Annotated in this window: 16 protein-coding genes; 11 read left to right on the top strand and 5 right to left on the bottom strand. The window is 59.0% G+C overall.

Going from position 1 to position 12,640, the window contains the following annotated elements:
* Nucleotides 1-24 precede the first annotated feature (24 nt).
* A complete protein-coding gene (locus tag QA648_RS22440) occupies nt 25-495 on the bottom strand; it encodes a helix-turn-helix transcriptional regulator (protein WP_245464088.1) in 471 nt (156 codons plus the stop codon).
* Nucleotides 496-613: 118 nt separating this feature from the next.
* On the opposite strand from QA648_RS22440, the gene QA648_RS22435 reads away from it, so the two are divergent.
* Nucleotides 614-913, top strand: a complete 300-nt coding sequence (locus tag QA648_RS22435) for a hypothetical protein (protein WP_283053741.1) — start codon at nt 614-616, stop codon at nt 911-913.
* A 178-nt stretch (nt 914-1,091) separates the two neighbouring features.
* Nucleotides 1,092-2,330 carry a Fic family protein gene (locus QA648_RS22430; protein ID WP_283053739.1) on the top strand — a complete coding sequence of 413 codons (1,239 nt, stop codon included), beginning with the start codon at nt 1,092-1,094 and terminating at the stop codon, nt 2,328-2,330.
* A 71-nt stretch (nt 2,331-2,401) separates the two neighbouring features.
* Here QA648_RS22430 and QA648_RS22425 read toward each other — a convergent pair whose 3' ends face one another.
* Genes QA648_RS22425 through QA648_RS22410 form a run of 4 tightly spaced genes read right to left on the bottom strand, consistent with a single transcriptional unit; the run spans nt 2,402 to nt 4,751 of the window.
* Nucleotides 2,402-2,947, bottom strand: coding sequence for a hypothetical protein (locus tag QA648_RS22425; RefSeq protein ID WP_283053738.1), 546 nt, complete (start codon nt 2,945-2,947; stop codon nt 2,402-2,404).
* A 15-nt stretch (nt 2,948-2,962) separates the two neighbouring features.
* Nucleotides 2,963-3,646 carry a thermonuclease family protein gene (locus tag QA648_RS22420; RefSeq protein WP_283053736.1) on the bottom strand — a complete coding sequence of 228 codons (684 nt, stop codon included), beginning with the start codon at nt 3,644-3,646 and terminating at the stop codon, nt 2,963-2,965.
* Nucleotides 3,643-4,185: a thermonuclease family protein gene (locus QA648_RS22415; protein ID WP_283053735.1), complete on the bottom strand. Its 543-nt coding sequence runs from the start codon at nt 4,183-4,185 to the stop codon at nt 3,643-3,645. The genes QA648_RS22420 and QA648_RS22415 overlap by 4 nt, the downstream gene beginning before the upstream one ends.
* The gene (locus QA648_RS22410) at nt 4,182-4,751 is read right to left on the bottom strand and encodes a hypothetical protein (RefSeq protein ID WP_283054237.1); all 570 of its coding nucleotides are present in this window, start codon (nt 4,749-4,751) and stop codon (nt 4,182-4,184) included. The genes QA648_RS22415 and QA648_RS22410 overlap by 4 nt, the downstream gene beginning before the upstream one ends.
* Before the next feature lie 203 nt (nt 4,752-4,954).
* On the opposite strand from QA648_RS22410, the gene QA648_RS22405 reads away from it, so the two are divergent.
* The 9 genes from QA648_RS22405 to QA648_RS22365 are packed head-to-tail and all read left to right on the top strand — an operon-like array spanning nt 4,955 to nt 12,639.
* Nucleotides 4,955-5,797 (top strand): lytic transglycosylase domain-containing protein, encoded by an 843-nt coding sequence (locus QA648_RS22405; protein ID WP_283053734.1) that lies wholly within the window; start codon nt 4,955-4,957, stop codon nt 5,795-5,797.
* Between the two features lie 17 nt (nt 5,798-5,814).
* Nucleotides 5,815-6,153, top strand: a complete 339-nt coding sequence (locus QA648_RS22400) for a TrbC/VirB2 family protein (RefSeq protein WP_283053732.1) — start codon at nt 5,815-5,817, stop codon at nt 6,151-6,153.
* 2 nt (nt 6,154-6,155) lie between these two features.
* A complete protein-coding gene (locus tag QA648_RS22395) occupies nt 6,156-6,455 on the top strand; it encodes a VirB3 family type IV secretion system protein (protein WP_283053731.1) in 300 nt (99 codons plus the stop codon).
* 2 nt (nt 6,456-6,457) lie between these two features.
* Nucleotides 6,458-8,869: a VirB4 family type IV secretion/conjugal transfer ATPase gene (locus tag QA648_RS22390; protein WP_283053730.1), complete on the top strand. Its 2,412-nt coding sequence runs from the start codon at nt 6,458-6,460 to the stop codon at nt 8,867-8,869.
* Entirely contained in the window at nt 8,866-9,957 is a 1,092-nt protein-coding gene (locus QA648_RS22385; protein ID WP_283053729.1) for a lytic transglycosylase domain-containing protein, read from the top strand. Before QA648_RS22390 ends, QA648_RS22385 begins: the two co-directional genes overlap by 4 nt.
* A gap of 13 nt (nt 9,958-9,970) precedes the next feature.
* Nucleotides 9,971-10,672 carry a type IV secretion system protein gene (locus QA648_RS22380; RefSeq protein ID WP_283053728.1) on the top strand — a complete coding sequence of 234 codons (702 nt, stop codon included), beginning with the start codon at nt 9,971-9,973 and terminating at the stop codon, nt 10,670-10,672.
* A 1-nt stretch (nt 10,673) separates the two neighbouring features.
* Complete coding sequence (locus tag QA648_RS22375; RefSeq protein WP_104827102.1) at nt 10,674-10,880, top strand: hypothetical protein; 207 nt, start codon at nt 10,674-10,676, stop codon at nt 10,878-10,880.
* Between the two features lie 12 nt (nt 10,881-10,892).
* Entirely contained in the window at nt 10,893-11,918 is a 1,026-nt protein-coding gene (locus tag QA648_RS22370) for a type IV secretion system protein (RefSeq protein ID WP_283053727.1), read from the top strand.
* 28 nt (nt 11,919-11,946) lie between these two features.
* A complete protein-coding gene (locus QA648_RS22365; protein ID WP_283053726.1) occupies nt 11,947-12,639 on the top strand; it encodes a type IV secretion system protein in 693 nt (230 codons plus the stop codon).
* Nucleotide 12,640 lies beyond the last annotated feature (1 nt).

Genomic DNA, 12,640 nt, shown 5'->3' with positions numbered 1-12,640 from the left:
TGGGCGGCCTCCATGATCCAGCATCTACTTGCCTTCCTCGGAACGCAGCTTGGACATGGCCTCAACCAGAGACAGCATCGATTCGACCGCCTCGTCGGGGAGGCCCTCAACAACCTTGATGAGTTTCCGGCGGCGTTCTGATGCCTCCGGAGATTTGCCAAAACGATAGGGAGCAGCCGCCATGATCAAGTCGATCGGCGAGAAATCCAGCAGTTCGCTCAGATGTATGAGGCGCGAGACATGCATCTTCGTTTCAGCGCGCTCATAGCGCCCATAAACGATCGGATGAAGCCCGAGAAGCGGTGCTACCTCCGCATGGGTCAAGCCGGCACGATCGCGAGCCTCGCGCAGGCCATCGGCAAGGCGACGATCGAGTTCGGCAAAGGTCGGGACCGCGTCATAACCTGGGCGGCGAAAAATCGGCTTCTCGACTTCGGTATCGATCGTTTCGATCAGATCGTTCTTATCGATGTATTTCTCAAGTCTGCTGGTCATGAAACATACCCATGCTGATTTCCTCCCTCATACATTACCGACGTTGCACCTGGCTACTGCCGGCCGAGCCCAGACGGTTCGGCCGATCACATTCTTCCCGCTTGAGAAGGAGCGTAAGATGAGTGGCGACGATCCTAGACGCGGACTTACTGATCTAATCGATCATCATGCTGCATTGATTGTCGAATTGGAACTCGTGCGCCAGTCGAAGCCCAAGATACCAAAAACCGAGTTGACGCAATTGCGCATCAAGGAACTGGAGCTCTGCACGACAATCAGCGCATGGCCGCCAGGAAACCGCATTGAGGCCTACAGGAAGGTCGAGCATGTCGCCCGCATCCTGGCGACCGGGGTCGCATTAGATCGGACAACAGTGGCTTTTGTCTTGCGATCCGTGCAACCATTCTTCAAAGAATGACGAGATCCTATAGACCATAATCCAGCGTCTTAAAACGCAATAGAACCTGGATAACTCGGAAGTTCCGTTGTTATCGGCACGTCATCAAAGATCGGCCAGAGGATCGGCCATTTCCCCTGGAAATCTATAGGATAATGCTGTAAATAAATGGAAATTATGACATAAAGTATCGGCCAAAATGACCGCCATCGAAGCACCTAGCCGGATTGAACCGGCACGCATAGAGAATCCAAGCAGCGAGTTGGTCGACCTTTCGCTAGAGGTCGTCGCGAAGGCGGAGCTGCTCGGGCGCGCCCTCCACCCTGAAACTGCCGCCCAATTGGCTCGGACAGTCCGCATTATGAATACCTATTATAGTAACCTGATCGAAGGTCATAATACACGGCCGCGTGAGATCGAACAGGCGCTAGACGGCATAGAACCTCTGGACGATCGACGTGACCTGAAGATCGAGGCCGTGGCGCACTATCGGGTGCAGCAGAATATCGATGAACGAGCGGCGGCGGCAACTCTGCCTGACCCTGCCTCACTGGACTTCATTCGACAACTCCACCGCGACTTCTATGCCGGCGCCACGGAAAAGATGCTAACGATCGCCGGCAACAATCGCAGTTTTATCATGGTGCCGGGGGAGTGGCGACGAGGAAACGAACAGGACGTCGAGGTGGGCAGACATCTGCCGCCGGCGAGTGATCGCGTAGCCGACTTCATGGCGTATTTCCATCGCCGCTTTGCCTTCGAACCAGAATCCAACGAAAAGATGTTGGCGGTCGGCCCGAGCCGCAGCGCCCGTCTCTTCGCTATGGCGACCGCACATCACCGATTCAACTACATTCATCCGTTCCCGGATGGGAATGGTCGCGTCAGCCGTCTGATGAGCCACGCGATGGCGCATGCGGCCGGGATTGGCGCACATGGCCTCTGGTCGATTTCACGCGGTCTGGCGCGAGGACTTGCAGGAGGCCCCAAAGGACGAGCCGAGTATAAGGAATACATGGCTTGGGCTGACGAGCAGCGCCAAGGCGAGCGCGATGGACGCGGAAACCTATCGAGAAAGGGATTGGAGTTGTTCACCGGATGGTTCCTCCGCGTCTGCGTCGACCAACTCGACTATATGGGCAGTCTTTTCGATCTGGATGCGCTGGGAGGACGTTTGAAGCGTTATGTCGACCGGCATGAGACCTTGCCTGCGGAAGCTGCACGGCTGTTGCAGGAAGCGTTGGTGCGAGGCGCATTCGAGCGTGGCGAGGCTCCACGCATTACAGGACTTCCTGAGCGCTCGGCACGCCGGCTGCTCAAGGCGCTGACTGACGAGGGTCTACTGGCATCGACGACCGAAAAAGGAGCGGTGTCGCTGCGCTTTCCCACGCATGCGCTCGATATCCTCTTCCCGCGCCTCTACCCCGAAGGGGTGTAAGACAATCAGCCGACTTGGCGACATGGAGGACATTGATATTGCGCTCGGACGAGAGCCTGGCCGCAAAAAACTCAATCTCTCAGGTCAAAATAGTGACGCTCGGTCGTCTCTTTTCCTGAACTTTCGATATCGAAATAATAGGGCTCGTCGCGTAACGGCCGCGCGGTGTATTCGCGATACTCGCAACTGCTCGAATCCGAATAGACGCGCGTGACGCCGTCCTTCGTTGTCGCCGTCCGATCTTCATTTCGGTATCGCTGGAAAGCCTTGGCCTTACACGCGTTGACGGTCCGCATGCAGCGCGACAGTTCGTCGGAACGACCATGATTGAAGTCCTGGTCTGCCTCGGTCGGCACCCAACCAGCTGGGCAGTCCGCATATCGCTCGAAACCAGGCTTGCCAGCCCCGCCTTCCGGGCAGGTCGGCCAGGAGAACCCTGGGCGTTTCATGGCCGAGATCAGCCGCTCCATCGGCGGATGGCAACTTTCGACGCCGTGCCACGACGGATTGTCAGAGGCCGCACAAAGCAGCACCTCGCACCCCCACTCGCTCGCTTCAGCCGGTGAGAGCGGCAGGGAGAACATCAACACCGACACAAGCGGCAACACCAATCTCATTGTCCGACTCCCTCCCTAACGATCTCTGCGCCGCGGCCTGTCGCGCCAGTCGGCAAACGGCGGCGTGATCTCCTGCTCTCGCTCCTGAAGGAGTGTCCGGTCCGCCAGGGGCCGTCGCTCCATCGTCCGGTCGACAGCCCTGCGGTTCCATTCATCCATGTCGAGAACGTAAGTCCCCCAAAGTCCGTACCGTGCCGATCGGGCGTACCTTTCTGCTGTGAGATATTGCGGATCCGGCTCCGTGACTGCGGCAACCCTCGCCCAGCCGACGCGGAGCATCTCGAGGCCGAGGTCGCGTCCCCGCGTCGAACATTTGGCGGCCGGCACTTCCGAGCCATAAGGAGGAACCGGCCTGCAGACCACCGGCCTATTGCCAACGACGCGCTTCAGCCAGGCTTTCGCCAGCGGACCGGATGGAATCGGCGCCGTAATGGCTATTGTTCCTTGCGGCTTCGGATCGAACCCCCCTTCCGGGACTGGGCAAGCTTGGATGCCGGCAAGCCGCACGCGTCTTCCGAGAGTTGGAAACCACAGCGTATCGCCGCTGATAACCGATACTTTGCCCCTTAATAGTGATTGCGTTTCAGGCGCCCCGAGTCGCTGGCCGACCGCCGAACCCGGCACAAAGTCGGCAGCGGAAACCGGATTGATGCCCGTGCAAAGAAGGACCAACGCGCCGATGGCAAAGCGAGCGCTCATTTGGCTTTCTCCTGATGGTAGCTTGCCGCCCGTCCCAGCAAAATCGAGGGATGACGGACGTCTGGGAACTGCCAAAGGCCCGCCTTGCGCGCCCTCGCCTCCTGCTCGCCAACGGCATAGGCCGGATTGACGGGCATGCCCTTCGCATCAAGGGCTGCGAAGGCATAACCCTCCGAGATCAGCATGGTGGCAAGGTCCAGGCGCTCCCCCGCAACCGTCGCAAAACAAACGACGTAGACGACGCCTGCCGCCCGTGCGATCGGCGCACAGGAGGGATGCGTGTCCTTGATGAAGGCCGCGAGCACCGAAAGCGATGCATCGCCGCAATCCTGTGTCTTGCCGGCATTGTTGGTAAAGGTCGTCCCACGCAGACAGGCCTGTACGCCGTAAAGCCGATAACGCTCGCCGTTCGCCGTCCAGGTGTCGCCACTCTCCAGCGCCACGCCCGCATCCAAATCGAAATACCCCATCGGTGCGGCCAAGAGGGGCTGAGCTGTAACGAGAATAGCCACGGCAATGAACAAGGACATTCGGTTCATCGGTTTTGGACCCGGGGATCGGCCCACATCCCAAAGCCGCTGCGGCCAATCTTCTCGGCCCCGGCAAGGTCCGGACGCATCAGCGTGCCGTCCGGCTTTTTCGAGAGCTTGACGGCGCCCAATGAGAGCAACTGCTCCTCGATATTGTCGACGGCATCGAGCGTGCCGGGGTAATTGTAGTAGCCGAAGCAGGTCGCGTCCTGGAGCGGCGCATTCTCCTCGGAAACGAACGCCCGGCAAAAGAGCACCTTCGGCGACTTCAGGAGGATCGCCAGTTGCTCCCTGGCGAAGTCCTCGCATTTACCGGCAAAATTCTCCTTTCGGTTCACCATCTCGCCGGCACATGGCTCCACCCCGAAAAGATGGAGCCGCACCTTGTCGGCGACGGCGATATCGGTCGGCGACGCGACTTTGAACCCGGTTGCCGAGGCAAAGCCCTTTCGGCCGACCACCTTACTGTCACCGTTGTAGTACTCGACGACGAGCACGGTCTTTTCCGGCGCCGCGAAGGATTTCACATAGGCTTCATCAACTGCTCCCGCGGCGGCAATGACGCGCCCAGCCATCAATACGAAGGCCGCCCTGACCAAGAGCTTCTTAACTAGATGCGTTACAATTTTCTTTGGCACGCTGTTCATTTTTAGCTTTCCCTTTCGAAAAAACCGATGTAGCACTAAACCAAATAGGTTATTTGCATCGCAAAAACAAGCGGCCATTTCCGCTACCCGGCAACCGACTATATCGATCCAAACCCGAGCGAGGATATCGCATGCGGTCGACCGTCATTTTGCTTTCAGTCATGGCTTTGCAGGGTCCTATCCCTTCAAATTCACTTGCTGATGAGCTGAATTCTTTCGATTTTTCACGCTTTGCAACTGCCACGTGGGCGTCGTCCTGGGCCAGTCCAGGACAATCGAAGGAGGAGTTTTCGATCGGGAAAGACGGCATCGTCATGCCTGAGATCGTAGCCAAATCACATAACTCAAATGGTTTATTTCCTGCATCAACCCAAGGAACGGAATCCGGCGCCGGATCAAAAACTCATCGCGCTACGCCGCTTCGTCAAATCGATAGCATGCCCCTATGCGGCCCTTCACCGATCGATCCAGCAGGGATCGAAGCAATGGTTACAGACGCCGCGGGAAAATATGGCGTCGATGCGGGCTTCGCTACCGCTATTGCCTGGACGGAAAGCCGCTTTGATCAAGTTCGCAATAGCCCAAAAGGTGCGCGCGGCCCAATGCAATTGACGCCTGCGACGGCCGCGCGTTTCGGCGTTACCGACATCTGCGATCCGGCGTCGAACATCGATGGCGGCATACGCTATCTGCGCACCCTCCTCGTCCGGCTCAAGAACCCCATCCTGGCCGCGGCCGCCTATAATGCGGGCGAACAGGCGATCTACGACAACAAGGGCGTCCCCGCCTATCCCGAAACCGTGCGCTACGTCGCCTCTGTGATCAATCGGCAGCTCGGCGTCAGCTTCCCCGACAAGCGCTTGTCCAATCCTCGCAATCAAAAGTCACCCGACAACACCGACCGGCAGACCGGCAGCAGCGACGTCCTCGGCGCCCGCGGCGCGGCGTTCGTCGGTGGCGTCATGCAATTCTGAAACGAAAGGAGCGGAACATGAAGTTGGAATTGTCCTCGCGTCAAAAGACGATCCTGCGTGCCACGCTGGTCTTGTCGCTTGTGGTTGCTGCGCAAGTGGCAGGTGCTGATCTCGCTTTTGCCCAGGCAACAAACCAAGCCTTTGCGCCGCTACAGGCTGTTGTGCAGGCCATCGTCGACTTCATCACCGGCCCGTTCGGTCGTCTGGTCGCGATCATAGCCGTGATCAGTCTTGGCTTCCTCGCTTTCGCCGGACGATTGAGCTGGTTCACAGCCGGCGCCGTGGCGCTTGGTATCGGCCTGGTCTTTGGGGCACCTGCCATCGTCGATCAGCTGATCGCAACGGTCGGAAACTGATCATGGCACAGGCCGACAACGACAAACCCCATCTCACTCCCCTGGTGATCGGGCTGACGCGCGCTCCCACCCTATGGGGCGTACCCTATATGGCCGTGGTCATCATGATCGGCACCACCACCATCGCCTGGCTTGCGACCAATGAGTTATGGGCGCTGCTGACCGCTCCCTTCGCCTATGTCGTGCTGTTCACGCTCAGCACCTTCGATGCTCGCATTCTCGATGTGCTGCAGGTCTCAACCCGGCTTACGCCAAAAACCCCAAACAAGACGTTCTGGGGCGCCAACTCGTACGGGCCCTGAACATGCTGAACGTTATCCGCGAAGAACTCGGATTTGGCGCTATCGCTCATCGCGAGCGGCCGATGTCGAAACATATCCCCTACCTCCGCCATGTCGCCGACACCGTCATCAAGCTCGAGGACGGCGCATTGATGAGTGTCGTCAGGCTGGATGGGCTGTTCTTTCAGACAGAGGATCAGGCGGAACTCAACATGCGCTCGCTCATTCAGAACACCTTGATCCGAGCTTTGGGATCAAGCCGGTTCTCCCTTTGGTCGACGGTCATTCGCCGGCAGGTCGACACGACGATCTCCAGTGAATTCGACGATCCATTCTGTGCGGAGCTGGATCGGCGCTACGCTGCGTCGCTCGCCGGCAAACGCATGTTCACCAACGAACTCTATCTGACTGTCCTCAGTTCCGGCATGCGGGGCGCGCTCGCTGCCGGTGATGGGGTTCGCCGCTTCCTCGACCGCGCAGCCGGGCGAAATGCGCTTGATGAGCATTTGCGCGAGGGCGTTAGCGAGCTCGAGGAATTTGTCGGCAACATCACCCGCGACCTCAGCAAATATGGCGCCCGCCCACTTGGCATCGCCTACCGCAAGGATGAGCCTTATTCGGAGCCTTGCGAGTTTCTAAACGCCATCCTCACTTGCGGCGTCCCACGTCGAATGCGTCTGCCGCGGATGGGTCTTGCCAATTATATCGGCACCTCCCGTCTGCATTTCTCGCGGCGAACGATGCAAGCCCAGGGACCGACCAGGGACGAAGACAGGTTCGGCGCGATGCTCTCGATCAAGGAGTATCCGCCATTCACAGGTCCGGGCATGCTCGATGGCCTTCTGCAGGTGAACCACGAGTTCATTCTCACCCAGTCCTTTACGATCGCCGACAAGCCGATCGCCCAGGAGCGTATTTCGCGGCTCAAGCGTCAGATCGCGGCCTCCGATGAGGCCGGCAGCGACGTCGAGGGCGACATCGATTTTGCTTTGAACAGCTTGCTCAACCAGGAGGCCGTTTTCGGCTTCCACCATCTGTCTCTGCTCTGCCTGTCGCGGGATCTCGACGGCGTCAACAAGGCGGTCTCCGACCTCGGCGCCTGCCTCACCGACATGAACATCAATTGGCTGCGCGAGGACCTCAACATGGAGGCCTCATTCTGGGCGCAGTTACCCGGCAATCACGCCTACATCGCCCGCAAGGCGATGCTGTCGAGCGCGAATTTCTCCGGCCTGTCGTCGATGCATAATTTCGCCTCCGGTCAGCGGGAGGGGATGCATTGGGGAACACCGATCTCCATCCTCGAAACCACGAGCCAGACGCCCTATTGGTTCAATTTCCACCAGCGCGATATCGGCCATTTCCTCGTCACCGGTCCGACCGGATCAGGAAAGACGGTGGCGCTCACCTTTCTGCTTGCCCAGGCTTTTCGGGTTCGGCCGACGCCCAAGGCAGTCTTCTTCGACAAGGACCGCGGTGCAGAAATCTTCATCCGTGCGATGAACGGCGCTTACGAGATCCTCTCTCCCGGCATGCCGACGGGGTTCAATCCCTTGCAGCTCGAAAACACCGGCGAGAACCGCGAGTTTCTGCTCCGGCTGCTAAAGGCGATGCTGCGCAAGGATAAGGAAGGCGCCTTCGATCAGGAGGAGGAAGACACGCTTGAACGCGCCATCGTGCGCCTGATGCAGGAACCCACCGCCGAGCGCAATCTCGCCAATCTTGCAGGCCTGCTGACCGGCCGGTCCCGTGCCGATCCGAACGATCTCCATGCTCGCCTCAGGCCCTGGATCGAAGGCGAGAAGGCGTGGCTTTTCAATGCACGGCACGATGTCCTCTCATTCTCCGGCCATCGGGTGTTCGGCTTCGACATGACCAACATCCTCGGCAATCCGGACGTCCGCACGCCCGCATTGATGTATCTGTTCCATCGCATGGACGAGCTGCTGGACGGCACGCCCGTGATGTTCTTCATGGATGAAGGCTGGCATCTGGAGCGTGATCAGACCACCAGCGACTTCATCGTCGATAAGACAAGAACCATCCGCAAGCTCAATGGCATCATCGGGTTCGGCACACAGTCAGCGGCTGACATCGCCAAATCACCGATATCGCATACGCTCATCGAGCAATCCGCGACCCATATTCATTTCCCCAATCCTCGAGCCGACGAAGACAGCTATATCGGGCGCTTCGGGCTGACGAGGAAGGAGTTCGACTTCATCCGCAACACGGCGCCTGAGAAACGCACCTTTCTGATCAAGCACGGCAATGACAGCGTGATCGCCCGGCTCGATCTTTCCTCGATGCCCGATCTGATCAAAGTCCTCTCCGGCCGCAAAGACACGGTCGAGGAATGCGCGCGGCTCCGCGATCAGCATGGCGACGACCCGGCCGGCTGGCTTGCAGAATTTTGCGGGTGGGCGCGCCCGTGAGAGCTGATTTCCTTCCCACTCTCCTTGCCGCGGCATTGCTGCTTGCCTTCGACGCAGGCTTTGCGTTTGCCGACGTCCCAGTCCTCGACGACACCAATCTCGGCGAACATAAACAGCTCGATGAGGCGGTGAGCAACGTCGAAGATACCGATCACGATCGCTATACGATCCACACCTCTGTCACCTGCTCGATGTATCGGCCAGGCCGCCGCAACGACGCCGTCGATACGGCCGAAGCCAATCCGGAAATTTCAGGTCTGGTGCGACGGGTCGCGCGCGAGGAAGGTGTCGACGAGAACCAGTTTCTAGCCCTCGTCTACCAAGAAAGCCGGTTCAACCCATGCGCCAAGTCGGGCGCCGGCGCCACCGGCCTCGCACAACTGATGCCGGGAACGGCGGCTGAGCTCGGTGTCGACGAGAACAATATCGAAGAGAACTTGCGCGGCGGTGCTCGTTATTACAAGCAGCAACTCTGCCGCTTCAACGGCGACGTTTCGCTGGCGCTCGCAGCCTATAATTCCGGACCGGGCAATGTCAGCAAATATGGCGGCATCCCGCCCTTCAAGGAGACGCAAGGCTATGTCGCCTCGATCACCCGGGACTGGCTGCCGGCTTTCGGAGGATCCGACAAAACGGGAATAGCCTTAAATTTTGGAGGTGGAGGAACCGCCTATACCAGCATGCGGTCATCGACCTTGAACGCCATGGGCACGTCGGCCGCCACCTCCGATAGCCTCGGAAACGTCGCAAGCTGGTATCAACAATTGGGGCAGGTCCAGACGGGAACCATTCAGGACAGTTGGGACCATAATTCGGCGGTCCGCAACGCCAATCTCGCGATGATGAACAATGCCATCAAGCTCGGGACCGAGATGGCCGACCTCGTGAATACCCGCAATGCCGTCACCTCGGCTAACCTCTCCGGCTCGTCGCGCGGCACCGATCACGATCCCGATAGAGAGACGCCGCGCGAGACCACCGGTCTCTGCGATCCCCGCCAGAGCCTTGTCTGGAGCGATGCAGACAAGGCCTGCGTCAAGAAGCGCCCAACCGCAGATCAGGTGCAGCTATTGCTGCAGCCGCAATAACAGGAGAAGCGAAATGAAATTAAAAGTGCTCACACTCTCCGTGCTCCTGGTGTTGCCGTCAGCGGCGCTCGCCGACGTGCCCGTCATCGACAAGACGAACTACGAGGTCGCCAAGAAGACGGCTGAGACCACTGACCATATCCTCGATACCAACAAGAATATCCTGTCGACCGTGCAGGATACGCTGAAAGCGGTAACCGGCGACCGCGGCAGTACCGCCGCGCCCTTGAAGGACCTGGCGATCGGCAATGGCTTCAGCGTCTCGGCCGTGCCTTCCTTCGACAGCATCCTGAAGGAAGGTGTTCCGAATTTCGGGTCGATGAGCGGAGATATCGCCAAGGCGGCAACCACGTTCATCAACGGCCTGCAGTTGGTGAAGTCGTTGTCCGGCAAGGAAAACAGCACGTTCTCCGGCGATAAGTCCTACGAGCAACTGGTCAACACCGTGCTTGGCGTCTCGGCGCTGATCAACGGATCGCGCCAGGCGATCGAGACACGCCGGAGCGCCTTCCAGCAGGCCGGCGCCCAAATCGGGTCCGCTCAGGACATCAAAGGCTCGATCGACCAGAATACCCAGCTGCAGGTGCAGTCGGGACTAACGCTGAACGAGATGATCGGCGTCCTGAACGGTGCCGTCATTTCGCTGCAGGCGGAGAACCAGCGCCGGCTCACCGACATTTCCAATACGAAGAAGGCTCTCACCTACGGAAACTGAGATGGCAAAATACCAAGGTCTCTTCGCCGCGCTCATCGTTGGTGTCCTCATGACAGCCTGTGGAACTGTCAAGGAGAAGACGGCGCCCTGCAAACGGCCAGCCAATCTCACCTCATTTACGGAGGCCGCAGAGAAAGACTGCGGTCCCTTACGTCCCGTCAACGATCCGGTCGCCGCCTTCGCTGCACTCGGTGTCGCCGATCAGTAATAGGGCTCAGCAATGCAGGACTTCCTCGGCGACCTTCTCAACCGCATCGAAAACTCCGGAACCAGCTTCTCGGAGCAGGCCTATACGATCGTCGGCAACGAGCTGACGCCGCTGCTGAAAATCATGTTCGTCGCCTATGTCGCCTGGTACGGCCTGCAACTGATCATGGGAACAGCGCGCATCGGCGTCGGCGAGATCATCGGTCGCATCGCCCGTATGATGATCGTCCTTGCGCTCGTCAGCTCCTGGGGCAATTTCAATAATCTGTTCTATCATTGGATCAACGATACGCCCGAGAATGTTGGCCGCGCCATTCTGGCGGCGGCAGGAACCGGCATCAGCGAACCGACCAACGGCATGTCGCAGATCTGGAAAACCGCGAGTGAGGCAGCGTCTGCCTTTGCCGAGCAGTCCGGCTATTTCTCGATCCTGCCGAGCATGATCGGCATCGTCATCATGGTCGGCGCCGGCGTCTTCATCGCGATCGCACTTGCGATCCTGATCCTTGCGAAAGTCATGCTCTGGGTCCTGATCGGGACCGCGCCGCTATTCATCGCCTGCATGCTGTTTGAACGGACACGTGGCTACGGTGTCGGCTGGTTCAACCAGGTTCTCACCTATGCGCTCATTCCGCTGTTCATCTACGTGATTGCCGCCTTCCTGATCGCTGCGATGAACCCGGAGTTGACGAAGATCGACGCAGCCAGCGGGTCCCGCACTCTCACTCTGGCCGACATTGCCGGGTTCCTGTTGCTGTGCATCGCGGGTGGCTTCGTAATGCTCCACATCCAGTCGCTTGGGCAGGGAATTGCAGGCGGTCTAGCGGCCGGCGTCGGCAATGCGGCAAAACATATAACGCACTTTGCCGGCGTCAGAACGCCTCGCGCCGTGGGGCGCGCTGGCGTTTCGGCCGGCCAAGGGGCTGCGCGCGCGGGCAGCAATCTTCGCGAGCGGTTCCGCCGAGATGATGCTGACGACCCCGCGGGCGCCCGCGCGGCGATGCAGGACAAAATCTCCAAAAACGGCACGCCGACATGACCTCAAACCTTCGAGCGGTTGATTGACGATGGCAAATTCCAGGAACATCAATTTGGCGACTTACTATCAAACCGGCGACATCTGGGAGCAGGAGGTCGTCAAAAAAGCCAGGCGGTCGCGGATCATTGCCTGGTTCGTCACCACGATTTTTGGCGGCATAACGCTGCTGAGCCTGCTTGCGCTGGTCATGCTCGTGCCGCTCAAGAGCTTCGAGCCCTATATCGTCGAGGTCGACAAAAGCACCGGCTATGTCGAGGTGAAGACCGGCCTGACGCGGCCGGCCAATCTCACCGACCAACAGGCGATTACCCAGGCCAATATTGTCCGCTACATCCGCGCTCGCGAAGGATATGACCCTTACACGATCGAGCAGAATTTCGGGATCTCCGCCCTACTGTCGACCGGCAATGCGGCAAGCGAGCTTCAGAATCTCTATAGCGCCGCCAATGCGAAAAATCCCGCCAAGATCTACGGCAAAACCAAACGCGTGACGACGGAGATCGCCTCGGTCACCTTCCCGAACGGCTCGACCGGTATCGTTCGCTTCTCAACGACGGAACTTTCCGACACGGATTCGATCACCAGCCATTGGATCGCGGTGGTGCGGTATCGCTACACCGACACGCCTGCGACCAACGAATGGCGGTTCGAGAACCCGCTGGGCTTCCAGATCTATGACTATCGTCATGACCAGGAAACGGTCTCTGGGAGCAACCCGTGAC

The sequence above is a fragment of the Rhizobium sp. CB3171 genome (assembly GCF_029714265.1).
In the GTDB taxonomy this organism is placed as follows: Bacteria; Pseudomonadota; Alphaproteobacteria; order Rhizobiales; family Rhizobiaceae; genus Rhizobium.
Note: the sequence above shows the minus strand (reverse complement) of the source record. Positions and strands in the feature narration are given on the sequence as shown.